The sequence below is a fragment of the Halalkalibacter oceani genome, from assembly GCF_023715605.1.
GTDB classification, from domain to species: domain Bacteria; phylum Bacillota; class Bacilli; order Bacillales; family Bacillaceae_D; genus Halalkalibacter; species Halalkalibacter oceani.
In genome coordinates this window covers 44,355-69,349 of sequence record NZ_JAMBOL010000003.1, presented here as the reverse complement: position 1 = coordinate 69,349, position 24,995 = coordinate 44,355, and the positions used below count along the sequence as shown (strand labels likewise).

The window sequence follows — 24,995 nt, the reverse complement described above, 5'->3', positions numbered from 1 at the left end:
TGAAGACGATGAACAGATTGGCAAAGCAAGTCGTGGCGATTACAGGAGCAGGAAAAGGCATCGGGCGCGCGGCGGCGCTCAAATTTGCCTCGGAGGGCGCGGCCGTGCTCGTTACCGATCAATATGCCGCTGATGCCGAAAAGACGGTGAGGCTGATTGAAGAGCAGCAGGGGAAGGCATTTCCGTTAGCTGTGGATGTGCGCGACAAGGAGGCTGTCAGCGAAATTCCGGCAATTGCCCAGGAGCAGTTTGCCGCCCCGTTAACTGTTATGGTTAATAATGCCGGCATCCAGCAAGTGAAGGATATTTTAACTATTACGGCAGATGATTGGGACCGGATGCTTGACATCAATGCGCGAGGGAGCTTCTTCGGGATGCAGGTGGCAGCGGCGGCGATGAAACAGAACCGCACTGGCGGAGTTATTATCAACGTCGCGTCGGTGATGGGCAGGAACGGTCATCCGCTCTACGCCCATTATGCGGCCTCGAAAGCGGCGATCATCAGTTTAACGAAATCGTTCGCTCTTGCCCTTGCTGATACGGGCATTCGGGTTAATGCGGTTGCACCCGGGATTGTTGATACGGCATTATGGGAGAGATGCGACCGGGAGTGGGCGGAGCTGAAAGGAATGAAGGTCGGGGAACCAAAGCGGCAGCGGATTGGCGAAGTGCCGCTGGCACGCGCCGGTACGCCCGACGATGTCGCCGGGGCGATTGCCTTCCTCGCTTCCCGTGAAGCGGACTATGTAACAGGAGAGTGCCTCCATATTAGCGGCGGGGCCTTTATGCTATAAATTACGTTCAGGAAAGGGGAAAAGAAATGACCGTAGCAAGTGAACTGATTCAATTTGAAAAACGAACAAATAAAGTGGCGGTGCTGACGCTTAACAATCCGCCCTTGAATGTGACGACGCTCGAAGCGACGAAGCAGTTGCGTTCCATTTTGCAAGAAATTGAAGCGGATGATGAAGTGCGGGTCGTCATTTTAACCGGTGCCGGTGAAAAAGCATTTTGCGCCGGCTCGGATATTAACGAATTTCCAAGCGTGCGGGATGATGTTATCGGAAAAAAGCTAAGAAAGGAAAACGAAGCTTTCAACGCGATCGAGGCGCTGCCAAAACCGGTTATCGCCGCGATCAATGGTGTCGCCTGCGGCGGCGGCGGAGAAATAGCGTTAGCGTGTGACATCCGGATTATCGCTGAAACGAGCCGCATTGGCTTTCCAGAGGTTAATTTAGGTGTCTTTCCGGGAAGCGGCGGGTTATTCCGTCTTCCGCAAGTCGTCGGCGAAGCGAAGGCTCTCGAGCTGATGTATTTCGGCGATTTAATCGACGCTAAGGAGGCTTACCGCATCGGACTAGTCAATGAAGTGGTTCCTGACGACGACGTTTTTGATTACGCGCTTCGTCTTGCAGAAAGACTTGCACAAAAGCCAAAGGCATCATTAAAAGCGATTAAACAAGGAGTTAAGCGATCAGCGAGATTGACCGTTGCCGAGAATACGGAGCTGACGCTGGAACTGAGTGATCGGGTTTTTCAAACGCGCGATTGTGAGGAAGGCGTTAAAGCGTTCTTTGAAAAAAGAGAGCCGAGGTTTGAGTAAAGAAGACGCGGCTCACATCCTATTAAAATCAAGAGGTAGACAAAAGGCGAAGCGCGCCCTTTGTCTACCTCTTTTCAACGCCAGCTTTCTCTGGAAATTCTCACTCCGGCTCGATTTTTGCATCGAGGATCATCGATAAAAGCTGCAATCGCTGACTGGAGCTGACGTAGCGGACAGTCCGGTTAAAGAAGCGGTCCGAATTGACCCGGTGAACGAAAACAAGGTTTTTTTCCGGCACAATATCGATCGATTGCCCGTAGCGGCCGACAGCAGAATAAAGGCCGACATCGGCAAACTCTTTTTCTGCGACCCACCACATATAGCCGTAGCCATATTCATTGGAGGAAGGCGCATGTGCATGAGCCTGCGTGCTCACCTCGACCCATTCCTCGGGGATAATTTGTTTTCCTTCCCATTGTCCGTTTTGCAAATAAAGTTGTCCGAAACGCGCCATGTCACGGGCTGACATCCGGAAAAGGTAGGATGGATGCAACGAGCGGCGCAGTTCATACTTATAGCTTCCATCCTCAGGCTCAAAATCTTCCATTCCAAGCGGCAGGGCAATTTTGTGATAAAACTCATCAAATAAATCTTTGCCGGTCAGATTGTTGAAGATCGTTCCTAACACATTGAAGTCCCAATTATTATAGTAGAAATACGAACCAGGGAGGTGAAGCTCCCGTTCAGGCCGCCGCCATCTCATCATTAAAGATTCCTCTCCGGCTCTTAAAAAGATACCGGAACGTGACGTTAATAAGTCTTCAATTTGCGCCTCTTTTTCCATCTCCGTCAACGCGACGCGATCTTCAATCCCAAGCTCACGCAGCGTTTTCGATAAAGCGATCGTCCCTTCCTGAACATGAATTCCGTACAGCGCGCTTAAATAGCTTTTGCGAATGGAATGGACGTTGCTTTTCTGACTTGTGTTCCCCCAGGAGAATAACACTTTTCCGTCATAAATCGCCATCGCCGCCGTTGAGCCAAGCGATCGGTAAAATTTGCGGGCTTCTTCAAGCTTTTCTTCCGACCAGCCGATCTCTTCGAGGTTTTCATGCTTCGGCCAGGTCGACTCCGTTTTAAGAAGCGGTGTGTCTTGATGCCCGATTATGAGAAGAGCAATCATATTTATCATCCCTGCTAGTATAATGATCGTTCTTTTTTCGCGTTTACTCATAAATGACCCATTCCTAACTCGTTCGATTACATGAAGGAATACTTGCCGCTTGACTCGTCTTGATCTCCCGCCGTTTCGTCTTTGCCGTTGAAACATTAATTCTGCCGACAATGTAATGACCGTATTTCCACTTATTTAACACGAAAATCGTCAACATGGAAAAGGTGGTACTGACAAGAAACAAGACAAGAATCGTAAAAATGCCAAAATTCAGCGGAGTGTAATCAAAAAGAATAATTAACAAGGCCATGTACATCGTATGAAGCAAATAGATGCCGTACGAATATTGGCTGATTTTAATAAATAACTGCGGAACGGTTTTCATCTTCATCGCAAAATAAAGGACAAAAACGATTACGCTGCATGTATGAAACAGTATATCAACCCGCTTTGAGCTGTCAATGGTAAAGCCATTATGGTAGGAAAGAAGCAAAACAGCGCCGCTGACAAACGGGGCGATCAAGACCCAAACTTTATACTTTTTAATCATCGCTGAAAAAGTCTCATAGTGAGAACCGATGTAATAGGCTAAAGTAAAGTAAAAGATCCAGCCTGGAAATGGAATCCAATAATAGCGCTCCCAAATGTAATCGGCAAACGGCAGCGCGACCGGGTCGGTAAAATTGAACACTGACAAATAAATGACATTGAGAATGAGAGATAAGCCGATCACCTTTAAAGGCGGATGGCGGTCAAGCCAGCTGCGGCCCCAGACGAACAATAAATAAAATTGAAAAATAATCAGGACGAAGTAGGCATGGAAATCGCCGATAAAAATGTTTAAAAACGCTTTTTTGGCGAACTCTCCTGAAGAAACGAGCAAATAAGGGAAAGCATAAAGAAATCCCATACAGACGTAAGGAATCAAAATAAATTTGACCCGTTTTGCTAAAAAATTTTCCGGGATCTCCTTTTGTCCTTTGTAGCTGAATCCGAGAATGAGCGCCGTGATAAAGATGAACGTCGGCGTACCATAATATAGGAACATATTGACTGAATCAAGCACCAGCTTACTGTAGTTCGGCAAGGCCGCAAGGAAGCTAATATAGTCCATGCCCCAGTCAATCGAGTGGAGAAGGACTATGCTTAAACAGGCGATGCTTCGTAAAAAAGAAATTTCATGCAAATATTGTTTGCCCATAAGAGATCATCATCTTTCTTTATGTGATAAAATCCGTCATCGCATCTCTCGTCTTGCTTCTCTAATCCCCTTTCACGTAGAAAGAAAACACTGTACTATGTAATTTGAAGTATAGTAGATAACCAGAAAAAAGTAAAAAGCCGATCAAACAGGAGCTAAGCGCCAAAAAAGGGAGTAAAACCCTTTTAATTCCAAAAGGTGGACGGGATAAGCATAGTAGAAAGGTTAAAATCAACGGGTCTTTCGTTCTGTTTATTTGGATAAAATTTGTAACAGAAGTAATTTTGTTAAGGCTGTCTTTCGTATCTTGAAAAACTGTGTAATGTCACAAAAAAGAATGAAAGAAAGATTATTTTGATAATTTCACATACCATATTTCTTTATAAATGAAAAAAATTAAAACCGCGATTAAAGAAGTTAGCAAGCCATTTAGCGGACGGTTTTCAGGTTGATGGAAGCAAAGACAGGCAGGGAGAACAGAAATCATGATGGCTCAGCAAACGGGGCGAGTACATGCCGAGAAATAGAAAAAACTACTAAAGTAAAAAAACACGTTGTATACTTACTAGTAAGGGGTTTATAGAGGAGGAATGAAAAGATGAAAATATTAATCGTTGGAGCAGGAGCAGTTGGAGGCTATTTTGGCGCAAGATTAATTGAAAAGGGAGAAGACGTGACCTTTTTAGTACGTGAAAAGCGAAAGCAGCAGCTGCTTGAAGATGGCCTCGTCGTAGAAAGTAAGCACGGGGATGTAAGCGTTATCCCGCAAGTGATCACCGCTGCGGATCAAGGGTCGTTCGATGTTGTTTTAATTGGGACAAAAGCGTATCATCTCGATCAGGCGATTGACTCTGTAAAACCGTTTGTACATAGCAAAACGATCATTATTCCAATGCTGAACGGAATTGCGCACATTGAACAGCTTCAGCAAGCTTTTTCAAAGGAGCAGGTGATGGGCGGTCTCTGTTTCATTGAATCGACCGTGACAGCAGACGGAATCATCCAGCAAACGAGCGGCATTCATCATTTCCTGTTCGGGGAGCTTGATGGACAAGCAACAGAGCGGCTTAAGCAGCTTGAGGACGTTTTTTCCGGAACGAAAGGAAAGTTTAAAGCAAGCAACTCGATCATGAGCGAATTGTGGAATAAATATTTGTTTATTACAGCCATGTCCGGGGTGACGACATTATTCCAGCAGCCGATCGGGCCGATCCTTGAATTGGAGGAAGGCCAGGAAGTTATTAAAACCGTCATCAATGAAATCACTCAGGTAATGCGGGCGGAGGGCGCTCCAATTGCCGAAGAGGTGGAAGCAGAACAATACGGCCGTTTCATCGCTTTGGACTATAAAATGAAATCATCCATGCAGCGCGATATGGAAAAAGGCGCCCCGGTAGAGGTCGACCATCTCCAAGGGTACCTGCTTAAAAAAGCACAGCACCATAAGATTGAAACCCCTGTGTTAAAAAGCATTTATGTCAACGTCAAGCTCTATGAAAAAAGCCGATCATAGCATATGACGCTTCAGCCCGTCGACCTTCCCGTGAATGAGGTCGACGGGCTTTTTCAGCTAAAATGAGTGGAAGGAACTGTTTATTTCAGGATATACCCGCTGTCATTCGTCCGGATTTGCAGAACACTTTGTGTCCCAGTCTCTGTTCTGCTGAAAGCGGTCATTTTTATCCAGCCGTTCCTCTAGAAAAACAAACAAACATTCGGTACAATGGAGGAAGAGATTGGTGAGGTGAGCGGATGTTTAAAGAAACGTTAGAACAGCTATTAGCTGAGTTACGAGATGGTGAGGATTTTAAGGAGCGAATAGTCCATTGGCGCGAAATGAAGGAAGTGCCGGCACGGACCAGGCCGTTTCCTGAATTTATCGATGACCGTTTAAAGCAGGCTTTACAACGGAGGGGAGTTTCCGAGCTTTACCTCCATCAGCACGAGGCGGTCAGCTATGCCGCCAGGGGGGAGAATTTTGTGGCGGTTACTCCGACCGCTTCCGGGAAAACACTGTGCTACAATCTGCCTGTTCTTGAGGAGATTTTAAAGGATGAGGAAAGCCGGGCGCTTTATTTATTTCCAACGAAGGCTTTAGCGCAGGACCAGAATAGTGAGATTAATGAAGTAATAGAGGAAATGGGAGGTAAGGTAAGATGTTTTACGTATGATGGCGATACGGCACCGACGATTCGCCAAACGGTCCGGAAAGCAGGTCATATTGTAATTACCAATCCCGATATGCTCCATTCGGCGATTTTGCCGCATCATACGAAATGGGTCGCGTTTTTTGAGAACTTGAAATACATCGTTATTGATGAATTGCATACGTATCGCGGCGTATTCGGCAGCCATGTCGCCAATGTCCTTCGCCGCTTGAAGCGGATTGCCCGTTTTTATGGCAGTGACCCGCAATTTATTTGTACGTCGGCAACGATTGCCAACCCGCAAGAGCTGGCTGAGCAACTGACAGGTGAGCCGATGCGGTTAATTGATCAAAACGGGGCGCCCCAGGGGAAAAAGCATTTTCTCTTTTATAATCCGCCGATTATTAATGAGCCGCTGCATATCCGGCGGAGCGCGACCGTTGATGTTAATATGCTCGCCAAACGTTTTCTCGAGAATCATATTCAGACGATCGTGTTTGCCCGGAGCCGGGTGCGGGTGGAGATCATTTTAAGCCATTTGCAGGCTCTTGTTGAAAAAGAACTCGGCCCGAAATCGATCCGCGGCTACCGCGGCGGTTATTTACCGAAGCAGCGGCGGGAAATTGAGCAGGGCTTGCGTCAAGGTGAGATTATCGGCGTCGTCAGCACGAATGCGCTTGAGCTTGGCGTCGATATCGGCCAGCTCCAGGTATGTATTATGACCGGCTATCCGGGATCTGTCGCCAGCGCCTGGCAACAGGCCGGACGGGCCGGCAGACGGCAAAATGAAGCGGTGATTATTATGGTGGCGGGTTCCACCCCACTTGATCAGTATATTGTCCAGCATCCGGAATATTTCTTTGAGCGTAGCCCGGAATCGGCCCGGATCAATCCGGACAATCTCATTATTTTGATTGACCATATTAAATGCGCTGCCTATGAGCTGCCATTTAAGCAGGGAGAAACCTTTGACGGGGTGGAGCTTGACGATATTCTTGAGTTTCTTGCGGAAGAGCAGGTGCTGCATCAGCGTGGGAAGAAATGGTACTGGATGAATGACGCGTTTCCGGCTCATGGTATCAGCCTCCGTTCGGCGTCGCAGGAAAATGTCGTGATCATTGACCAAAGCGACCGCGCTCATCACCGGGTGATCGGGGAAATGGACCGCTTCAGCGCGATGACCTTGCTGCATGATGAGGCGATTTATCTTCATCAAGGGGTGCAGTACCAGGTGGAATATCTTGACTGGGAGGAGAAAAAAGCGTTCGTCCGGGAAGTTTCGGTTGAATATTTTACCGACGCGAATCTGGCTGTGCAGCTTCGGGTGTTGGAAGAGGATGAGCAGCGCGCTGAGCCGGAGGCGACCATTCATTACGGGGATGTAATGGTTAACGCCAAGGCAACGATTTTCAAGAAAATAAAGCTCTCAACCTTTGAAAATATCGGCTCCGGCCCGATTCATCTGCCGGAAGAAGAGCTCCATACAAGTGCGATGTGGATCAGCTTTTCCAGTGAAATAGTCGAGCAATTTGGCGAAGCGCCGTTTGACCAGGCATTGACTGGGCTTGCTCAGCTTCTGCAGCAGGTTGCGCCGGTATTTGTCATGTGTGACCGTCATGACCTTCATGTTGTTCCGCAAATGAAGGCCGAGCATTCTGAGCTTCCGACGATTTTTCTCTATGATCGTTATCCCGGGGGAATTGGGCTGGCGAAAGAGGTTTATCGACACCTGCCGACAATTCTTGCCCAAGTTTATGATTTGCTGAATTCGTGCCGGTGCGAACATGGCTGTCCGTCCTGTGTCGGTGCCGCTTCCGACAGCGGAATTAACACAAAAGCGCTCGTGAAAAGATTCATTTCCTTATTACGCAAAGCAGAGGAGAGACATGTATGATGAAGCAAAAGCTTCAACGGATGAAACAGCATCTGCAGCTTCAGGAAAAACAGCCTTCGTCCGTCGGCAGTGAGGGCGCCGTTTCTCCTCAGCAGAAAGTGCCGTTTGAAAAAGAATGGAAGGAGCGGCAAGTAAGCGCTCATTGGTTCGAGGACGAATATACGCTGGTAAGGAATCAGCAGTATTCGCTGAACCATCAGCATGGTCGATTTCGCTTCAGCGCCGTGGAAGAGGCAGTCGCTAGATGGCAGGACCATCTATGGCATCATCCACTGTCGGCGAAAGGTCGTCAAGTGGATGACCTGTTGTTCTTTGATACGGAAACGACCGGCCTGAGCAGCGGAGCCGGCAATACGATTTTTTTATTAGGTTATGCGAAAATCGAAGCTGGAGAAGTGCGCGTCAAACAATATTTTTTGCCTGGACCGGAGCATGAGGTGGCGCTATACCATCATTTTTTAACGGATGTGACAGACTTGCGCAGTCTTGTGACCTTTAACGGAAAATCGTTCGATTGGCCGCAGGTGAAAACGCGTCACACGTTTGTGCGTGATCAGGTGCCGAAGCTGCCTCAATTTGGTCATTTTGATTTATTACATGCGGCGAGAAGACTATGGAAGGAAGCATTGCCAAGCTGCAAGCTTTCTGTCGTTGAAGAACAGGTTCTGCAATTTGAGCGGGTGGAAGATACCCCGGGCTATATGGCGCCAATGCTTTATTTTGATTTTTTGCAGGAGCAGCATCCGGATTATATGAAAGGGATTTTCCAGCACCATGAGTGGGATGTGCTTTCGTTAATGACGTTATATGCCTGTCAATCGATGCTCGTGCTTGATTGGCTCCAGCAGGAGAGCCGGCCATCGCGGCGGGAAGCCTATGAAATCGCGCGCTGGTATGAAGCGGTAGGGGAGAGGGAGCTGGCTTCGTCTCTGTATGCTCAGTTACTTGACGGAGATGATGACATCGCTGAACACGCCCGTTTTGCTTATGCGACCGGGTTAAAGCGGCAGGAAAAGTGGGAAGACGCATTTTTCCATTTTCAACGTCTCACCTCGTTATCCGCCCATTCCTTTGAAGCTGCGATTGAGTGTGCAAAGCTGGCTGAGCATAAAAGGAAAGACCCGGAACAGGCGATTTATTATAGTGAACTTGCGGCGCGCCATTTACCTGCCAACGAAAAGCAAAAGCAGCTTCATCGCCAGCTTCGGCAAAGGATGGAGCGCTTATTGAAAAAGGCGGGAAAGAAATAAAAAGCTATTTCCTGGGGAAGCGCAAAAAGACTGATTTTCCTACAAAAATCAACAATTTTGTGAACGCGCAATAAAGACTAGTTTTCTTCCTTAAAAAGTCAATTGTCAATGAGCTGAAAATCATTTACAATATGAGCGAAATCAATTAAAAGGATGAGTGAACGAAGATGTATCGCACCATATTAGTATTGTTTTTTGTGATCATTGGCCTAACGTTGTTTGTGATGAGTGAAATTCGCGACGGGGCGTTTGCCTTTCTATAAGACGAAGCGGCATGATTTGCTTATAAATAGGTGAAACAACTAGTACAACTACATAGTGACTAACATAGGTTAATATTGACTCACAATAAAAGGAGGAAATAAAACTTATGCATTGTCCACCGAAAGTAAATCACTGTCCGCCAAGACCGAATCATTGTCAATTGCCAACGACAACACAAGTTCTGCCAGCTCAGGTACACCCAACACAGCACAATATCGTAGAGAAAACATGCGAATATATTGTCCCAGAAGTGTATCCGACGCATACAACAAACGTGACAAACCATGTGTATAAGCATGTGAAAAGCTTCCCGCAAACTCAATCCTTTGATCAAACAATCAGCAACCAGCAGTTTGTTGCTCCTTCTCAAGGGTTTGGAGCACCGGTAGCCGGCGCGATGACACCACCACGCCCGAATATGATGGGACAAATGGGAATGAATGGTCCTGTGATGGGTGCGATGAGTCAAGCGAATGCCCCTGTCATGGGAGCAATGAGCCAGGCAAACGCACCTGTGATGGGCGCGATGAGCCAAGCGAATGCGCCTGTCATGGGTGCGATGAATAACATGAAGGGCAATAAATCATGTGGATGCTAAGTAAATAGCAAAACGTGAGAGAGCAGGCTGAAGACCAGTTTGCTCTTTTTTTGAAAGGATGTGACTATGAAAACACTGGCTGTTTCCGGTTATAAAGCGCATGAATTAGGTATTTTTGATCAAAAGCATCAAGGGATTTATTATATTAAGAAAGCAATTGAACAGCGGCTGCGCGCATTTGCCGATGAAGGGCTCGAGTGGGTGATTATTAGCGGACAGCTGGGCGTAGAGTTATGGACAGCCGAGGTTGTTTATCAGCTTAAGGATGATTTCCCCTCCCTGCAATTGGCTGTATTGACGCCTTTTTTGCAGCAGGAGGATAATTGGCAGGAGGCAACGAAACAGTATTATCAGGAACTGCTATCCAAAGCAGACTTCGTCGACAGCATTACAAAGCGCCCTTATGAAAGTCCGGCTCAGCTGCGGTTGAAAAATGAATTTATTATTAGCAAAGCAGAAGGATTATTATTGCTGTATGATGAAGAGAAGATCGGCTCTCCCCATTACTATTTGGAGGTTGCCAAAAAACGCCAGCAAACCGAGGACTTTCCGGTCTACTTTATTACCCCTGAAGATCTGGATTTGCTCATTTCGGACGAGCAAAGCTGGGAATAAAGGCGTGGAACAAGGAACTCCCGCTTACGAAGACAAATTGACAAGTTCAAGAACTTTTGAAAAAATAGAGTAAGCTGTACATATATGCTGCATAGTAGAGGTGATAAAATTGAATCAACAGGATATTCGTTTTACAGCAAAGGACATTTTGGAAAAAGACTTCAAAACAAGTATGAGAGGCTATAGCCCTGACGAGGTAGACAAATTTTTAGATGCTATTATCCAAGACTACGAAGCTTTTCAAAATAAGGTAGCGAGTCTGGAACAAGAAAATGCCCAATTAAAGCGCGAGGTAAAGAAGCTGTCTGAACGCAGTCAGCGACAAACGCCGGCCCCGGCGGCCGGGAATACAAACTATGACATTCTTCAGCGACTTTCAAATCTGGAGAAGAAGGTTTTCGGGAGCAAGCTTTACGAGTGAGCGAAAAGAGAATGGTTGATGTCTATATCGATGGGGCCAGCGCTGGCAATCCCGGCTTCTCGGGCGCTGGTATTTTTATTAATTATAAAAATGGACAGGTGGAGCATCATTCGATTCCCCTCGGTTTGTTATCGAACCATGAGGCCGAGTATGAAGCGCTGCTCCTAGCGCTTGATTTATGTCTGGAGCGCGGTTTGACGATGGTTTCATTTCGAACCGATTCCAAGCTGATTGATGAGGCGGTTGAAAAGCGCTATGTGAAAAATAAACGTTACCAGCCTTATTTGCACAAAGCGCTCGAAAAAATCGATACATTTGATCTGTTTTTTATGAAATGGGTGCCAAGTAACCAAAATAAAGACGCCGACCAGCTGGCGAGAAGGGCGATTCGGGAGAACGCTAAATAATACCATTGATTTGACTGACGTTTTAGCATATAATTAAATTTGTCGCTTAAGACTGCTTCAAGCATTCAGGTAACCGCTGCATGCGTTAGTATGTAGAGGAAAGTCCATGCTCGCACGAGCTGAGATGCTCGTAGTGTTCGTGCCTAGCCAATTCATAAGCTAGGGTAGTCCGGTTTCGACTGGGCTAACGGCAAGGGAAGCACCTACGTCTTCGTGATATGGTGTGAGCCCTTTGAAAGTGCCACAGTGACGTAGTCCGCCTGGAAACGGGTGGAGTGGAACGCGGTAAACCCCTCGAGCGAGAAACCCAAAATATGGTAGGGGCATTTTCCCGGCTGGAAATGAACAGCCTGGAAGAACAAAGAGATTTCTTTGTAGATAGATGGTTACCACCGGAGTACGAGGCTCATCACCGTTTGAAGTACAATGGTACAGAACATGGCTTATCGAATGCTTAAGAGATGCAACAAAAGCGACTTACAACATCAACGTAAGCAAATGTGCAAGCATCGTCGAAATGCTTCGCGCCGCCTGCCTGTATGGAGACATTCAGGGCAGGCCTTTTGACGTTAAAAAACATCCCCAAAAGACCAAGTTTTGGGGATGTTTTTTTGCGAAAATAAGCTTAAAAATCTTTCCTGAAAAATCATTTCTCGGTGACGCATCACTCCCGAAGCGCTTTAAAGCAATGAATTTTTTTGTTTACATACGATAAATATTAGATTAATATTGTTTTAAGATAATACCAAACTATTTGAAAATTACTAAAGGGGTTTGATTATGAAAAAGACATGGAAACATTGGTTGAGTATTGCAGTATTAGGTCTTGGTTTAACCGCCTGTGGCTCTGGTGGAACAGAGCAGGCACCAACGGATGCACCTGAGGAGACAGAGGGCGGTGGAGAGACTGCCGAAACAGATGAAGCGCTTCAATTTACAATCGGTGCGACACAAATTGTGGAACATCCGTCGCTGGATGCCGCTTTTGAAGGCTTTCAGGCAGCGCTTGCTGATGCCGGTCTCGATGTAACGTATGATTTCCAAAGCGCGCAAGGCGATCAAAATAATACGAGCGCGATTGCGAATAACTTTGTTGCCGATCAAGTTGATCTCATTTTTGCCAACTCGACGCCAAGTGCATTAGGCGCCCTTCAAGCGACAAATGATATTCCGATCCTCTTTACTTCTGTAACAGATGCAGTTGGAGCAGGACTTGTCGAAGCGATGGATCAGCCTGGAGAGAATATTACAGGAGTGCTAGATCTTCATCCTGACGCCATCCAAAATACCGTTGACTTTATTGATCAATATTTCGCCGATGCAACGGTCGGCTTGATTTATAACGCCGGTGAGCCAAACTCTGTTGCCCAAATCGAAGCTGTCCAGGCTGCTGCTGATGGAACGAGCCTTTCGCTTGTAACGAGAACAGTAGCGACTTCAGCCGAGGTCCAACAAGCAGCCGCGTCGCTTGTCAGCGAAGTGGATCTCTTTTATATCGTAACGGACAATACCGTTGTTTCAGCGCTTGCAACCGTTGTCGGTGTTGCAAATGAACAGGATATCCCACTTGTCGTTGGTGAGCCGGATTCCCTAGCTGGAGGCGGATTTGCGACATTTGGAATTGACTACCACTCAATCGGTTACCGCACAGGTGAAATGGCGGTGGACATTCTTACAGGTGAAAAAGCAACGTCTGAAATTCCTGTAGAATATCCTGCTAATATGCAGCTGCTCATCAACAAAGAAGCTGCGGAAGAGCAGGGTGTTGAATGGAATCCAGAATGGGATGAGATCGCCGAATTTTATGAGGCAGAATAAGGAGCACGTTGGAGACCGACCTGTCAGTACGGCAAGTCGGTTTCCGTTTTTTTCAAGGAGCAGAAGTGAGTGAAGAAGAGCGAGGTTCCGCATGTTATGTGTGGTGACCCACTTTTTACTTCTGTCTGAGGAAATCCTTGTCAAGAAGCGCTTACATCTGGATAGAATGATTGACATTAAAGATGAATAGCGTAAACTATATTTGTATTGATTATATGAAACTCTTATTTCTCACGGGTTGAACTCGAAAGAATCAGTCCGCAGAAATAAGAGATTTGCATGCACATTGGGAGGTTCCTATGTTTTTATCTATTTTTAGCGCAGTTGAATCTGGAATTATTTATGCCATTATGGCGCTAGGGGTATACTTAACGTTTCGCGTATTGGACTTCCCTGATTTAACCGTTGATGGCAGCTTTGTTACCGGAGCAGCCGTAGCCGCGATTTCCATTGTAAATGGAGTCAATCCATTTGTGGCGACGGCGCTGGCAGCCATTGCCGGCTTTATCGCAGGCTGTTTCACAGGCTTGTTACACACAAAAGGGAAAATCAACCCGCTTCTTGCCGGGATTTTAATGATGATTGCGCTCTATTCGATTAACCTGCGCATTATGGGTCAGCCGAATGTGTCCTTGATCAACGAGCCAACGGTCTTTCGGCAGATCGCCGGCATTTGGGAAGCGCTCGGGATTGACAATGCGCTGAACAGCTTTACGCAGATGCTCGGACTTGCGCAAGCACCACGGACATGGTCGATTTTGCTGCTCATGATCATCGTGACGCTGATCATTAAGTTTGCTGCCGACTATTTCCTGAAAACAGAAGCCGGGCTCGCACTTCGGGCAACTGGTGACAACCAGAAAATGATCCGTAGCTTCTCAGCGAATACGGATTCCTATATTATCATCGGCCTTGGACTTTCGAACGGCCTAGTTGCCTTAGCCGGTGCGTTTATCGCCCAGCTCGGCGGGTTTGCCGATGCCGGGATGGGAATCGGTCTGATCATTATCGGTCTCGCTTCGGTTATTATCGGGGAAGCATTATTCGGCACGAAAACGATTTTCCGCACGACGCTTGCCGTGATCGGCGGAGCGATTATTTACCGGATTGTCGTCACCCTTGCATTACGAGTTGATTTCCTTGAAGCGGGAGATATGAGATTGATCACCGCGATTCTCGTCATTGCCGCACTCGTGTCACCGAAGTTGATTGAGGCGCGTAAAGAAAAGAAAAGACGCCGGCAAAAACAGCTGGCACGCAAAGGAGGCGGCGAGCATGCTTCATCTGCATGATATTTCACTAACCTTTAATGAAGGGACGCCCGATGAGAAAAAAGCATTACAGAATACGAATCTCTCGCTTGAAAAAGGCGATTTCGTAACGATTATCGGCAGTAACGGAGCGGGGAAATCGACGTTGATGAACGTCATCTCAGGCTCCTTGACTCCGGATGTGGGGGAAGTGAAGATCGCTGACAAAGAGGTCACATACTTACCTGAATACAAACGTTCCCAGTTGATCGGACGGGTCTTCCAGGATCCAATGGCTGGTACGGCACCGACGATGACGATTGAAGAAAACTTGGCGATCGCCTATTCGCGAAACAAAAAGCGCACGTTGAAAATAGGCGTGAACAAAAAACGAAAAGATCTCTTCCGTGAGTATTTGGAAACATTGAATCTTGGCTTGGAGAATCGGCTTTCCGCCAAGGTCGGTCTGCTTTCAGGGGGAGAGCGTCAGGCATTATCGTTGTTAATGGCGACGTTCACCGAACCAAAGATTCTTCTTCTCGATGAGCATACGGCTGCCCTTGACCCGTCAAGAGCCGAGCTGATTACAAACCTGACCCGTGACATCGTGAAAAAGTATCAGCTGACGACGTTGATGGTCACGCATAATATGCAGCAGGCGCTCGATCTCGGGAATCGTCTGATTATGATGGATAAAGGGCAAATTATTCTGAATGTCGACAGTGAAACGAAGGAAACATTAACGATTGAAAAGCTGCTTAAGGAATTCCAGCGAATCCGCGGCAAGCAAATGGACAGCGACCGCGCTGTTTTGGCATAAGCAACGGAAAAAACGAATGTAAGTCGAAAACGATGGCCCGGATAAAAAGGGGAATCCCCTTTTTATCCGGGCACTTTTGTGCGGCAAAGCGGCACATGAGCAACAGGTTTCCGTGCTGGTTGTATCCCGTCCTATTTCCTGTATAATAAGAGGATGATGCCAGTACGTAAGGAGTTTATACATAATGGAAAAAGTAACGTTAATCGCCACGGCGACAATGGGGCTGGAAGCTCTCGTTGCACGCGAAGTAAAAGCATTGGGCTATGAAGATGTCCAGGTCGACAATGGAAAGGTGACCTTCACAGCGGATGTTTCCGCGATCCCGCGCGCCAATCTGTGGCTGCGGACAGCAGACCGCGTCAAAGTGAGGATCGGAGAATTTAAAGCTCTCACCTTCGATGAATTATTTGAAAAGACGAAAGCACTGCCGTGGGCCGATTTTATCCCTGTCCACGCTGAATTTCCGGTTATCGGCCGCTCGGTAAAGTCCAAGCTGTTCAGCGTTTCCGATTGCCAGGCAATCGTCAAAAAAGCGGTTGTCGAAAGCTTGAAAAAACGCTACAAACGAGGCTGGTTTGATGAGGATGGCCCTTTTTACCGGATTGAAGTCGCACTCCATAAGGATATCGCGACGCTAACAATTGACACGAGCGGAGAAGGGCTGCACAAGCGCGGCTACCGATACTTTCACAATCAGGCTCCGTTAAAGGAGACGCTCGCGGCGGCGATGATTATGCTGACACCATGGAAGCCGGATCGTCCATTTGCCGATCCTTTCTGCGGTTCAGGTACGCTGCCGATCGAAGCGGCGATGATCGGGCAAAACATCGCTCCCGGCTTTAATCGGGAATTTGTTTCGGAGAGCTGGCATTGGATCGGGGAAAATCGCTGGAATGAAGCAAGACAGGAAGTCGAGGACCTGGCGAATTACGATCAGCCGCTCGATATTCTTGGCAGCGATATTGACCACCGCAGCGTTGAGCTCGCGCAAAATAACGCCCAGGAAGCCGGCTTTGCTGATTTACTCACCTTTAAGCAAATGCAGGTCAAAGATTTCAGACACCGGGGCGAGTTCGGCATTTTGGTAGGCAATCCCCCGTACGGCGAACGTCTTGGGGAAAGAGCGGAAGTTGAGCAGCTTTACCGTGATATGGGAGACGTATTTCAGCAGCACTTGCCAACATGGTCGATTTATATGCTGACCTCCCATGAAGGCTTCGAGGAGCTGTACGGCAAAAAAGCATCCAAAAAGCGAAAGCTCTACAACGGAAATTTAAAAACCGACTACTATCAATTCTTCGGACCAAAACCAGCGCGAGTGAGTGAAAATTGAAATCGATGAAGATGAGGGTGCCTAAAGAGCGTTGACTTTTGGGCACCTTCGATTTCTTATGTGATCGTTGGCTGTAGTTGAAATGTTATTTTTAATGATTATAAGATCTCCACTTTTCAGTTCTAAGATATCTGCTAAAAATACTTCGATTAATTCTTCCTGGTCTTTTGCTAGAGGAACCCCCCCTAAATAACGTTTTTTGTCTGTTGTCACCATGGCAAGTATTTCTTTGATTTGTCCACCGTTATCAATCCTTCTCGTTGCTTCAAATAGTATCGATTGATGTTATCCGCCATTAAAGTCGGAATGAAGAAAACGCCTATTGCAGTAGCAAGTCCACCAGTACCTACATGAATTAAGTAACTGTTTGGGTAGTTAGGGTATTGCCTAGGGGGTCGCCATCTGGCGTGATCAGCAAGCGAATGCAGTTGAACAATTAATCGTCGTTCGGAAAAAACACCTTCAAAAACCTGGAAGGTGTTTTTTTATAGAAGAGCTGGAAGGCAAACTTAAAAAATGTCTAGCGTTGCCAGTGTTCCGGTCTATTTAAATAGTGGGGTAAGACAGTGGCAAGATTCCCTTTAGCTGAATTGACTTGTGCTTGAGTAAGGTAAAGAGCCTCTGCTAAATTAGCATTGCTGAAATCAGTATCTCTCATATCGGCGCCGATAAAATCAACTCTTCGCAAATCACTGTGACTGAAGTTTGCGGCCATAAGCCATTTCCCTCTGAAACTTTCTCCTCTGAAGTCCAGCCCTTTTAGGTTGACCCCGATATAGTCCGGGCGCTTATATTTTTCTGGTAAGCGGGTAAGTTTTTGATAGTTTGAACGGTATAATTCGCTCACCTTCAAGAAAAGAGGATTAACTTTGCTTCTATGTAAGGACAGGTCAAGACTTATGATTTCATCAGGTGCTTTTAATGTTAACTCCTCAGTCATATCGTAGAAATGTCTAATCTCCTCTTTCAAATCCTGCGCTTCTTCCACCTCAAGTGATTGTTGTAAATATACAAGCATCTCATGGAACTGCTGAACAATTGGAAAGACAGCAAACATTTCTTTTTTGATGCTCGTATGTTCGCGCCAGTCTCGGCGCTTATATAGAAGTTGTGATACTTTCTGTCCGGCTCCAAAACATTCGTAGCTGACGCAGCCATTAAATCCATTATCCCGTAAGGAGTCATGAATGGAACAGAGGTGATTTGTCTCAAGGTGCTGACAAGGTTGTCCACCGTCCTTATTATAGGGGAAGTCATTTGATTTCATATAAGGTAATGCTACACAACACAGACCGAAGCAGTCTGAGCAGTTCGATTGTAGTTCATTTTGCATATCTACAGCTCCCTGAATTTAACGATATATCTAATATATAGGAAACGTAAGCGAATGTGCTGCCTACATTTCACAATGTTGAATTTTTGCCAAAAGAACAAAATATAACAATAATATTATTATAAAAATCAATATTTATTTATTGCAAAACGATAAATCGAATGGTATAGTTTTATTGAAATTATGAAGAGAGGTGCTTTTTGATGAAACAAGGAACAACGCTCTTTTTAAGAATCGCTGTTATTCTGATTGGCGTTCCTGTGCTTGCTTTATGCATTTTTCTCGTCCCTGAGATTGCGCAGTTTGCCGCGCAGCTGCTTCCGACAATAGCGTATGTGAATTATTTTGTTTTTATTTTTTTCTATATGACGGCCATTCCGTTTTATGGAGCGCTTTATCAAGCGATTAAATTGCTAAGCTATATTGACAGGAACAAAGCATTTTCGGAATTATCGGTGACTGCCTTAAAGAAAATTAAGTATTGTGCAATGATACTCAGCATTTTTTATCTGGCGGGCATGCCGCTTTTTTTCCTTGTGGCTGAAGTAGATGATGCCCCGGGGATTATCGTAATTGGGCTGGTCATCATTTTTGCCTCAGCGGTGATTGCCGTGTTTGCTGCTGTCCTGCAGAGGCTTTTACAGGAAGCTGTGCAGATAAAATCAGAAAATGATTTAACGGTCTGAGGTGAAGAAGATGGCGATTATTATTAATATTGATGTCATGCTGGCAAAGAGGAAAATGAGCGTGACCGAGCTTTCGGAAAAGGTCGGGATCACGATGGCGAATCTTTCTATTTTGAAAAATGGCAAGGCGAAGGCAATTCGCTTATCAACATTAGAGGCAATTTGTAAGGCTTTGGACTGTCAGCCGGGAGACATTCTGGAATACCGGAGTGATGAAGGCGAAGAGAAGTAAGAGAAAAGGGGAGCTATTCATGCAAGTAATCCGTGAAAAAGAATACGTCGAGCCGCAACTCGTTAGAATGGGAAAACAGCTCGTTCGTTTTGGCTGGGAGCAGGCGTTATCATGTTTGTTTCCTGTTGTAATTTTTGCTTCTCTCGCGATAACGCAATGGATTTCACTGCCTTGGCTGCCGCGCTATGACTGGCTGCTACTCATTTGCCTTCTGATGCAATGGTGGATGGTACGTTCAGGGCTTGAAACGCGGGACGAACTTAAGGTGATCACCTTGTTTCACCTTATCGGTCTCACTTTGGAAATCTTCAAGGTACATATGGGTTCCTGGTCTTATCCGGAGGAGGGCTATGTCAAAATTTTCGACGTTCCGTTGTACAGCGGATTCATGTACGCCAGTGTTGCGAGCTATCTCTGTCAGGCGTGGAGAAGATTACATGTCGACCTCATAAACTGGCCTCCGTTTATCCTTGTTGTCCCGCTCGCCGCTGCGATCTATTTGAATTTCTTCACCCATCATTATTGGGTTGACGTTCGCTGGTGGCTATCTGCCCTTGTGATTATCGTTTTTTGGCGGTCATGGGTGAGATACAATGTTAACGGGACCAGTTATCGGATGCCGATCGCCCTTTCTTTCGTGCTGATTGGATTTTTTATCTGGATCGCCGAGAATATTGCGACCTTTTTCGGGGCGTGGGAATATCCGAACCAAACCGAAGCCTGGAGTCTTGTTCATCTTGGAAAGGTCAGTTCGTGGCTTTTATTAGTGATAGTCAGCTTTTTGATAGTAGCGACATTAAAGCAGGTCAAGCAAAAAATTCAATAAGACGGCTGGATAGGGAGCAGAAGTCATCCAACTGCAATAGTTCCACTCGCCCCAAGCCCGTTGTGAGAAGCTCTCACAATGGGCTTTAAGGTCGTGGCTTATTGCCTCGAGCTTGATAAAAGAAAAAAAGCACCTCTTTTGTCTCGTTTCTTTTGCTTTTTCTAGTGACATTTACCTGCATTTATGCATAATGGTACTTAAGTGGGGGAAATGATTAGGTCATAAGACTACGGTGAAGATACCCGGGTTTGTTTATAAATGAACGATAATTATATTATGTTAACAATGCATGTTTTCGTTCAGGTTGGAAACACTTAGCAAGGAAGGAAATGAGAAAAGGAGGGAGATCCAATGAAGCAGCGGGACTTAGGTCAGAATGAATACGACGAGCTAAAGCAGATTGAGCTTGCGATTCAATCGGCTGAGCATATGGTTGGTCAGGCGACAAGAAGCATGGATGAGGAGCAGCTGGAAGCAGCGACGAACGCGCTCCAGGATGCACGGAATCAGCTGAAAAAAGCGACTGCGTTTGAGACGGGAGTCGATCAGCACTTTTTTGAGATGTCAGAGGAATTATTGGCCAAAGCCGATCATCAATTGAAGGAAGCAAAAGATAAAGAGTAGCCATCGATTGGCTTCCTCATTGCAAGAGGCTCGGCAAAAGGTTGTTTTTTTATCTTTTGCCGAGCCTCTTTCGCAGGAAAAAGCTTATCCGTTGTTTGAAGATTTTTGTCTCATTCCGTTTTGCTTTCATTCCGGATGATGAATTTCTTTATACGTTGGATGACTGAAATCAAGGTAGCCGGAATCCTCCTCATAATCAATCACCATTCCGTCTAAATACCAGAAATCATCTTCGTTCACAAAAAAGGTCACATCCTCTTTCTCCACTAAATAGGATGTTGGCTGCGGTCTTTCCTTCATCACGCCGACAGAAAACCCGCCGGAGCCGACGCCGCCAACCCGGACGTACAGGCGGAGCGTATCTCCCGGGTGGAGCGGAATTTCTCTAATATATAAGGCAGCTGCCGAATCGGTAATCGTAAGCTTCATCACATTCTCCTCCTTATGTTCTTCTTAGCATAGCATATTGCGCCAAGGACGAGAAAGAGATTGATTATTTCCGGTGATCTCGTTATGATGGCAGAAGAAACAATTGGAAAAGGTGGGACATAAGATGCCGGAACATAACGCTCAGCTTGAGACGGATTTTCGTCAGTTCGTGAAAAAAATAGAAGATTACAAGCAAGCATTGGCTTTGCTCGCCTGGGATTCACGAACCGGCGCGCCAAAGAAAGGAATGGCGCAGCGCTCGGAAGTCATCGCGACGTTATCCGCGGAGGTGTTTGCCCTTTCAACTTCCGAGGAAATGGCGGAGTACCTCGGTCAATTACGGGAAGAAGCGCTGTATGCCACTCTTTCAGAGGTGACTCGGAAAACGGTTGATGAGTGTCACAAGGAATTCGAACGAAATGTAAAAATACCGAAAGAGGAGTTCAAGGAATATGTCCTGCTCCAGTCGCAAACAGAAACGCTTTGGGAAGAAGCGAAGGAAAAAGCGGACTTTGCGATGTTCCAGCCGAATCTGGAGAAACTGGTCGCCTTTAAAAAGAAATTCATCGGCTATTGGGGATACGAGGAGCATCCGTATAATACGCTGCTTGATGATTATGAGCCTGGTGTGTTTGTCGCGACGCTCGATCAAGTGTTTGCTGAGCTGCGTGACGCCTTAATTCCGCTCGTTAAGCGGGTGACGGAATCAGCGCATCAGCCGCAGACGGATTTTCTGTTTCACTCATTTCCAAAGGAAAAGCAAAAGGAACTAAGCTTGGCGATATTGGAGAAGATCGGCTATGATTTCTCGGCCGGCCGCCTTGATGAGACGGTGCATCCGTTTGCGATTGGCATTAATCCGAATGATGTGCGGATTACGACAAAATACAAGGAGAACGATTTCCGCGTCGCCTTGTTTGGCACGATTCATGAATGCGGTCATGCGCTGTATGAGCAAAACATTTCACAGGAGCTGATCGGCACGCCGCTATGTGACGGCACGTCAATGGGCATCCATGAATCGCAGTCGCTTTTCTGGGAAAAATTCGTCGGTCAGCACGTTGGCTTTTGGGAACGGCATTATGATTTGCTAAAGCAATACAGCAGTGAGCAATTTTCTTCTGTTTCGCTTGAGGATTTTTACTTCGCCGTCAATGAAGCGAAGCCGTCGCTCATCCGGATTGAAAGCGATGAATTAACGTACTGCCTCCACATCATCATCCGCTACGAGCTTGAAAAAGCGTTGATGGAAGGTTCGCTTGACGTAAAGGATTTGCCGGCGGCGTGGAATGAGAAGATGGAACAATATATAGGGATTCGACCGGAAAACGACGGAGAAGGAGTGCTGCAGGATGTTCATTGGTCGTTTGGGGCATTCGGTTATTTTCCATCCTACGCGCTCGGCTATATTTATGCCGCGCAAGTAAAAGAAGCGCTTGCAGGAGAGCTGCCGCAGTTTGATCAGCTCGTCCGCTCAGGCGATTTTGCACCGATTCGCGACTGGCTGAAGACGAATGTTCACCAGTACGGAAAGCTCAAGCAGCCAGCCGAGCTGATCCGCTCAATTACAGGCGGAGGAATTGATGCGAAGCCGCTGATCAATTATTTAACCGAAAAATACAGCCGGCTCTACCAGCTGTCATAACAGAGAAAGAAATGCGAAGCCGTCCTACGGCTTTCGGGGCTGACTTTATTTAAGTCAGCCTCTTTTTTTAAGAAATGGCAGATAAAGCAGGCCGAACATCAGCAGGGCAATGAGCTCAAGCTGAAGAATGTACCACGGGTAAGGCGCAAGAAAATCAAGGATGCTGCCATTGACCGGTTTTCTGGCGAGAAACATATAATTGGCACCTGTCCAGAGGTTGACGAGAAAGGCGACCAGCGCAAAGCCGTTTAAAACGAGAAAGGACTTGATGATCGCCACCGCTCTGATGGTGAACCGTTCCACCCACACCATATGCAAAATCGCCGTAATGATCGCAAAATGAGCGATAAAAAAGTGCAGAAAGCGATAATGAGGGAACGTATAAAATAAATCAGGCGTAAGGATTGCTTGAAGAGCGCCGGCAAGACCGAAAAAATAAACGATTTCAAACAGGCCTCGGCTTTTCTGAAAAAGCATCAGCATACACACGTACAGGCTGATCGTACAAAGCTGAAAGGGAAGATGATAGCGGACATCCCATGTCGTCGCGAGTAATGTCCAAAGTAGCAGGCTCAGCTCAGATACGAGCAATATCGCCAGGATGATCCAGCGCCCGTAGCACTGCACGACGGGTGTGGCGTGCCAGCGGTAATAAAGGATCAGAAACAAGACAAAACATAATAAAATCCAAAGATGGGCCGGCGACAGAAAAAGCGCCGGTTCATAATAGCTGCTGTCATAGGCAAAAATATCATTCATGCAAACTCCTCCTCAATGTCAAAACGAAAGCTGCTCAATCGCTTTTTCGCGGGCCTTGTTTTGAACATGGGCATATACTTGCGTTGTCGCGACCGTCTCATGACCGAGCAGGCTTTGCACCGTCAGCACATCGACCCCCTGCTCAATCAGCGCTGTGGCGAATGTATGACGCAGCTTATGAGCGGAAATCGGTTTTGTCTGTAAAGAAGGAATCGAGCGGGCCGCTTTTTTCAGCTGGCGCTGAAGCATCTTTTGCAGTGCGCTGACCGTAACGCCAGGCAGATACGCGCCTGTTTTGAAATCATAGCCGACTAGCAGGGGGTCCTCGCCGTGAGCGGGCCGGCTTTTTTTCGGCAGGGATTCCAGGTAGCGCCTTATAAGGTTAATCGTTTCCACAGATAGAGGGACGGTGCGCTCTTTGTTTCCTTTGCCGTGAACGAGAATCGTCCTTCGTTCAAATTGTACCTGTTTCAGCCTTAGGGAAGCAAGCTCGGAAATCCGCAAGCCGGTAAAGACAAGCAGATGAATCACGAGGAAATCACGCTCCTTCAAGTATTGATGGTAGCGTTTTTGGCGTTCGCTCGTACCTGTCGGCAACTCGGCATCGAGCTGCTTGAAAAACTGGCGCATCTCCTCCTTCGTCAAATAAACCGGCTCCTTTTTGCCGATTTTTGGCCGTTTCACTGCCAGTACTGGGTTGGTTTCCGTCTTTCCTTTTTTTATCAAATAATCAAACAGCGATTGCAGGACTGACAGCTTGCGGTTAATTGTCCGCGCTTCATTTTCAACTTCCAGGGCGAGGTACGATAAATAATGCTCAATCCCGTCCTTTTGCAGCTGGAGGAAATCATCAAGAGTGAGGGAGGACATATCAGCCTCACTCGAACCGGTTGCCTGTTTCACATAGGAAAAGAAAAAGCAGAAATCATAAATATAGCGCTGAATCGTCGCCGGGGAATAGCCGAGCGCCAGCCGGCTCAGCAAGTAATCCTGGACAAAGCCGGGCAGCTCGCCTGCTTTTTTAAATGTGGAGAGAAGCTGTAGCTTCGAGGAAAAATGCTCGTGTTCCTCTGTTTGTGGCATGCGATTTAGTTTTGCAAATAGCGACATCTTATTCACCTCTTTACCAGTTTAACGCAAAAATAACATTCTGTGAAATTGATATTTCATGGAACGTTATTTCGTAAAAAAATCAGGCTTGGGCAAAAGGGTAAAAAAACAACCTTTTGCCCAAGCCCCCACACACAAGCCCTATTTCAACGCCCATTTTCCGGTACTGATCGTGATTCCTTTTTCAGGATCAGCGGTAATCGCGTATGTATTCATCAGCCGCTTCACATGATGCAGCTCTTCGTCGAGGATCGAGCGGAGTGCTGATGGTTTTTCCGGGATATGGGCGGGACTGTCATTGATTGTCACGGTAATCCTCATTCCGGTTTTTTCAAGCTCGTCGAGCAGCTGCACCATCATCGTCGCGCCAGCCGCATGACGAATCACTGTTCGTGTGAGCTCGGAGATGGCTGTCACGACCTTCGTTCGGTCAATGGGAGAGAAGCCGATTTCTTCAGCAGCCTGTCTTATTTTGTTTCGTGCGTTGACAATATCAGCTTTTGTCGTAAGTGTAAGAGTGAATGTAGTCATCGTATAACCTCCATAAGTGCCAGTTGGGAAAATAAAAAAAGCCAAAAAGAAGGTCGCCTAGTACCTTCTTTTTGGCTTATGACTA

Annotated in this window: 27 protein-coding genes and 1 other RNA gene; 19 read left to right on the top strand and 9 right to left on the bottom strand. The window is 46.6% G+C overall.

The features are described from left to right. Positions 1-8 precede the first annotated feature (8 nt). Entirely contained in the window at positions 9-794 is a 786-nt protein-coding gene (locus tag M3202_RS05300) for an SDR family NAD(P)-dependent oxidoreductase (RefSeq protein ID WP_251222309.1), read from the top strand. A gap of 26 nt (positions 795-820) precedes the next feature. Next, positions 821-1,603 carry an enoyl-CoA hydratase/isomerase family protein gene (locus M3202_RS05295; protein ID WP_251222308.1) on the top strand — a complete coding sequence of 261 codons (783 nt, stop codon included), beginning with the start codon at positions 821-823 and terminating at the stop codon, positions 1,601-1,603. Positions 1,604-1,703: 100 nt separating this feature from the next. Here M3202_RS05295 and M3202_RS05290 read toward each other — a convergent pair whose 3' ends face one another. Beyond that, positions 1,704-2,777, bottom strand: coding sequence for a serine hydrolase domain-containing protein (locus tag M3202_RS05290; protein WP_251222307.1), 1,074 nt, complete (start codon positions 2,775-2,777; stop codon positions 1,704-1,706). 13 nt (positions 2,778-2,790) lie between these two features. Further along, positions 2,791-3,918: an acyltransferase family protein gene (locus tag M3202_RS05285; protein ID WP_251222306.1), complete on the bottom strand. Its 1,128-nt coding sequence runs from the start codon at positions 3,916-3,918 to the stop codon at positions 2,791-2,793. 598 nt (positions 3,919-4,516) lie between these two features. On the opposite strand from M3202_RS05285, the gene M3202_RS05280 reads away from it, so the two are divergent. The 12 genes from M3202_RS05280 to M3202_RS05225 all read left to right on the top strand — a co-directional run bounded on the left by M3202_RS05280 (position 4,517) and on the right by M3202_RS05225 (position 16,735). Further along, positions 4,517-5,431, top strand: coding sequence for a ketopantoate reductase family protein (locus tag M3202_RS05280; RefSeq protein WP_251222305.1), 915 nt, complete (start codon positions 4,517-4,519; stop codon positions 5,429-5,431). A 239-nt stretch (positions 5,432-5,670) separates the two neighbouring features. Then, positions 5,671-7,959 carry a DEAD/DEAH box helicase gene (locus M3202_RS05275; RefSeq protein ID WP_251222304.1) on the top strand — a complete coding sequence of 763 codons (2,289 nt, stop codon included), beginning with the start codon at positions 5,671-5,673 and terminating at the stop codon, positions 7,957-7,959. Then, on the top strand, positions 7,956-9,209 hold the full coding sequence (locus M3202_RS05270) for a ribonuclease H-like domain-containing protein (RefSeq protein WP_251222303.1): 1,254 nt from the start codon (positions 7,956-7,958) through the stop codon (positions 9,207-9,209). Before M3202_RS05275 ends, M3202_RS05270 begins: the two co-directional genes overlap by 4 nt. 370 nt (positions 9,210-9,579) lie before the next feature. Continuing rightward, positions 9,580-10,071: a spore coat protein gene (locus tag M3202_RS05265; RefSeq protein WP_251222302.1), complete on the top strand. Its 492-nt coding sequence runs from the start codon at positions 9,580-9,582 to the stop codon at positions 10,069-10,071. Between the two features lie 66 nt (positions 10,072-10,137). Beyond that, positions 10,138-10,686: an SLOG family protein gene (locus M3202_RS05260; protein WP_251222301.1), complete on the top strand. Its 549-nt coding sequence runs from the start codon at positions 10,138-10,140 to the stop codon at positions 10,684-10,686. Between the two features lie 109 nt (positions 10,687-10,795). Beyond that, complete coding sequence (gpsB, locus tag M3202_RS05255; RefSeq protein WP_251222300.1) at positions 10,796-11,107, top strand: cell division regulator GpsB; 312 nt, start codon at positions 10,796-10,798, stop codon at positions 11,105-11,107. An 11-nt stretch (positions 11,108-11,118) separates the two neighbouring features. After that, positions 11,119-11,514, top strand: a complete 396-nt coding sequence (locus M3202_RS05250; protein WP_251222628.1) for a reverse transcriptase-like protein — start codon at positions 11,119-11,121, stop codon at positions 11,512-11,514. A gap of 61 nt (positions 11,515-11,575) precedes the next feature. Continuing rightward, positions 11,576-11,965, top strand: an RNA gene (gene rnpB / locus M3202_RS05245) — RNase P RNA component class B. Between the two features lie 329 nt (positions 11,966-12,294). Further along, positions 12,295-13,332 carry an ABC transporter substrate-binding protein gene (locus M3202_RS05240; protein WP_251222299.1) on the top strand — a complete coding sequence of 346 codons (1,038 nt, stop codon included), beginning with the start codon at positions 12,295-12,297 and terminating at the stop codon, positions 13,330-13,332. A gap of 299 nt (positions 13,333-13,631) precedes the next feature. Continuing rightward, positions 13,632-14,624, top strand: coding sequence for an ABC transporter permease (locus M3202_RS05235; protein ID WP_251222298.1), 993 nt, complete (start codon positions 13,632-13,634; stop codon positions 14,622-14,624). Further along, entirely contained in the window at positions 14,608-15,402 is a 795-nt protein-coding gene (locus M3202_RS05230; protein WP_251222297.1) for an ABC transporter ATP-binding protein, read from the top strand. Before M3202_RS05235 ends, M3202_RS05230 begins: the two co-directional genes overlap by 17 nt. Before the next feature lie 184 nt (positions 15,403-15,586). Then, the gene (locus M3202_RS05225) at positions 15,587-16,735 is read left to right on the top strand and encodes a THUMP domain-containing class I SAM-dependent RNA methyltransferase (protein ID WP_251222296.1); all 1,149 of its coding nucleotides are present in this window, start codon (positions 15,587-15,589) and stop codon (positions 16,733-16,735) included. Positions 16,736-16,756: 21 nt separating this feature from the next. Here the strand turns inward: M3202_RS05225 and M3202_RS22695 are convergent, their stop codons facing one another. The 3 genes from M3202_RS22695 to M3202_RS05215 form a co-directional block, all read right to left on the bottom strand. Then, on the bottom strand, positions 16,757-16,960 hold the full coding sequence (locus tag M3202_RS22695) for a capping complex subunit for YIEGIA (RefSeq protein WP_432805965.1): 204 nt from the start codon (positions 16,958-16,960) through the stop codon (positions 16,757-16,759). Then, on the bottom strand, positions 16,945-17,163 hold the full coding sequence (locus tag M3202_RS05220) for a YIEGIA domain-containing protein (RefSeq protein WP_285890260.1): 219 nt from the start codon (positions 17,161-17,163) through the stop codon (positions 16,945-16,947). Before M3202_RS05220 ends, M3202_RS22695 begins: the two co-directional genes overlap by 16 nt. Positions 17,164-17,255: 92 nt before the next feature. Continuing rightward, positions 17,256-18,068, bottom strand: a complete 813-nt coding sequence (locus tag M3202_RS05215; protein ID WP_251222295.1) for a pentapeptide repeat-containing protein — start codon at positions 18,066-18,068, stop codon at positions 17,256-17,258. 203 nt (positions 18,069-18,271) lie between these two features. On the opposite strand from M3202_RS05215, the gene M3202_RS05210 reads away from it, so the two are divergent. The 4 genes from M3202_RS05210 (at position 18,272) to M3202_RS05195 (ending at position 20,436) form a co-directional block, all read left to right on the top strand. Next, a complete protein-coding gene (locus tag M3202_RS05210; protein WP_251222294.1) occupies positions 18,272-18,754 on the top strand; it encodes a DUF2975 domain-containing protein in 483 nt (160 codons plus the stop codon). 10 nt (positions 18,755-18,764) lie between these two features. Beyond that, entirely contained in the window at positions 18,765-18,986 is a 222-nt protein-coding gene (locus M3202_RS05205) for a helix-turn-helix domain-containing protein (protein ID WP_251222293.1), read from the top strand. A gap of 19 nt (positions 18,987-19,005) precedes the next feature. Continuing rightward, positions 19,006-19,812: a DUF817 domain-containing protein gene (locus tag M3202_RS05200; RefSeq protein WP_251222292.1), complete on the top strand. Its 807-nt coding sequence runs from the start codon at positions 19,006-19,008 to the stop codon at positions 19,810-19,812. A gap of 351 nt (positions 19,813-20,163) precedes the next feature. After that, positions 20,164-20,436, top strand: a complete 273-nt coding sequence (locus M3202_RS05195; RefSeq protein WP_251222291.1) for a DUF2564 family protein — start codon at positions 20,164-20,166, stop codon at positions 20,434-20,436. Positions 20,437-20,562: 126 nt separating this feature from the next. On the opposite strand, the gene M3202_RS05190 is transcribed toward M3202_RS05195, so the two are convergent. Further along, positions 20,563-20,865 carry an iron-sulfur cluster biosynthesis family protein gene (locus M3202_RS05190; protein ID WP_251194822.1) on the bottom strand — a complete coding sequence of 101 codons (303 nt, stop codon included), beginning with the start codon at positions 20,863-20,865 and terminating at the stop codon, positions 20,563-20,565. A gap of 124 nt (positions 20,866-20,989) precedes the next feature. On the opposite strand from M3202_RS05190, the gene M3202_RS05185 reads away from it, so the two are divergent. Then, complete coding sequence (locus tag M3202_RS05185; RefSeq protein WP_251222290.1) at positions 20,990-22,510, top strand: carboxypeptidase M32; 1,521 nt, start codon at positions 20,990-20,992, stop codon at positions 22,508-22,510. 54 nt (positions 22,511-22,564) lie between these two features. On the opposite strand, the gene M3202_RS05180 is transcribed toward M3202_RS05185, so the two are convergent. The 3 genes from M3202_RS05180 to M3202_RS05170 all read right to left on the bottom strand — a co-directional run bounded on the left by M3202_RS05180 (position 22,565) and on the right by M3202_RS05170 (position 24,910). Next, positions 22,565-23,269 carry a YwaF family protein gene (locus M3202_RS05180; RefSeq protein WP_251222289.1) on the bottom strand — a complete coding sequence of 235 codons (705 nt, stop codon included), beginning with the start codon at positions 23,267-23,269 and terminating at the stop codon, positions 22,565-22,567. Between the two features lie 18 nt (positions 23,270-23,287). Then, positions 23,288-24,379, bottom strand: coding sequence for a tyrosine-type recombinase/integrase (locus M3202_RS05175; protein WP_251222288.1), 1,092 nt, complete (start codon positions 24,377-24,379; stop codon positions 23,288-23,290). A 141-nt stretch (positions 24,380-24,520) separates the two neighbouring features. Continuing rightward, positions 24,521-24,910, bottom strand: coding sequence for an ATP-binding protein (locus M3202_RS05170; protein ID WP_251222287.1), 390 nt, complete (start codon positions 24,908-24,910; stop codon positions 24,521-24,523). Positions 24,911-24,995: the final 85 nt, after the last annotated feature.

Coding starts and splice junctions, on each gene's coding strand:
- M3202_RS05210 (WP_251222294.1), top strand. CDS start 18,272: ATGAAACAAGGAACAACGCTCTTTTTAAGAATCGCTGTTATTCTGATT.
- M3202_RS05290 (WP_251222307.1), bottom strand. CDS start 2,777: ATGAGTAAACGCGAAAAAAGAACGATCATTATACTAGCAGGGATGATA.
- M3202_RS05280 (WP_251222305.1), top strand. CDS start 4,517: ATGAAAATATTAATCGTTGGAGCAGGAGCAGTTGGAGGCTATTTTGGC.
- M3202_RS05270 (WP_251222303.1), top strand. CDS start 7,956: ATGATGAAGCAAAAGCTTCAACGGATGAAACAGCATCTGCAGCTTCAG.
- M3202_RS05260 (WP_251222301.1), top strand. CDS start 10,138: ATGAAAACACTGGCTGTTTCCGGTTATAAAGCGCATGAATTAGGTATT.
- M3202_RS05235 (WP_251222298.1), top strand. CDS start 13,632: ATGTTTTTATCTATTTTTAGCGCAGTTGAATCTGGAATTATTTATGCC.
- M3202_RS05205 (WP_251222293.1), top strand. CDS start 18,765: ATGGCGATTATTATTAATATTGATGTCATGCTGGCAAAGAGGAAAATG.
- M3202_RS05200 (WP_251222292.1), top strand. CDS start 19,006: ATGCAAGTAATCCGTGAAAAAGAATACGTCGAGCCGCAACTCGTTAGA.
- M3202_RS05225 (WP_251222296.1), top strand. CDS start 15,587: ATGGAAAAAGTAACGTTAATCGCCACGGCGACAATGGGGCTGGAAGCT.
- M3202_RS05285 (WP_251222306.1), bottom strand. CDS start 3,918: ATGGGCAAACAATATTTGCATGAAATTTCTTTTTTACGAAGCATCGCC.
- M3202_RS05215 (WP_251222295.1), bottom strand. CDS start 18,068: ATGCAAAATGAACTACAATCGAACTGCTCAGACTGCTTCGGTCTGTGT.
- M3202_RS05180 (WP_251222289.1), bottom strand. CDS start 23,269: ATGAATGATATTTTTGCCTATGACAGCAGCTATTATGAACCGGCGCTT.
- M3202_RS05195 (WP_251222291.1), top strand. CDS start 20,164: ATGAAGCAGCGGGACTTAGGTCAGAATGAATACGACGAGCTAAAGCAG.
- M3202_RS05190 (WP_251194822.1), bottom strand. CDS start 20,865: ATGAAGCTTACGATTACCGATTCGGCAGCTGCCTTATATATTAGAGAA.
- M3202_RS05175 (WP_251222288.1), bottom strand. CDS start 24,379: ATGTCGCTATTTGCAAAACTAAATCGCATGCCACAAACAGAGGAACAC.
- M3202_RS05275 (WP_251222304.1), top strand. CDS start 5,671: ATGTTTAAAGAAACGTTAGAACAGCTATTAGCTGAGTTACGAGATGGT.
- M3202_RS05265 (WP_251222302.1), top strand. CDS start 9,580: ATGCATTGTCCACCGAAAGTAAATCACTGTCCGCCAAGACCGAATCAT.
- M3202_RS05300 (WP_251222309.1), top strand. CDS start 9: ATGAACAGATTGGCAAAGCAAGTCGTGGCGATTACAGGAGCAGGAAAA.
- M3202_RS05230 (WP_251222297.1), top strand. CDS start 14,608: ATGCTTCATCTGCATGATATTTCACTAACCTTTAATGAAGGGACGCCC.
- M3202_RS05170 (WP_251222287.1), bottom strand. CDS start 24,910: ATGACTACATTCACTCTTACACTTACGACAAAAGCTGATATTGTCAAC.
- M3202_RS05295 (WP_251222308.1), top strand. CDS start 821: ATGACCGTAGCAAGTGAACTGATTCAATTTGAAAAACGAACAAATAAA.
- M3202_RS05240 (WP_251222299.1), top strand. CDS start 12,295: ATGAAAAAGACATGGAAACATTGGTTGAGTATTGCAGTATTAGGTCTT.
- M3202_RS05185 (WP_251222290.1), top strand. CDS start 20,990: ATGCCGGAACATAACGCTCAGCTTGAGACGGATTTTCGTCAGTTCGTG.
- M3202_RS05250 (WP_251222628.1), top strand. CDS start 11,119: ATGGTTGATGTCTATATCGATGGGGCCAGCGCTGGCAATCCCGGCTTC.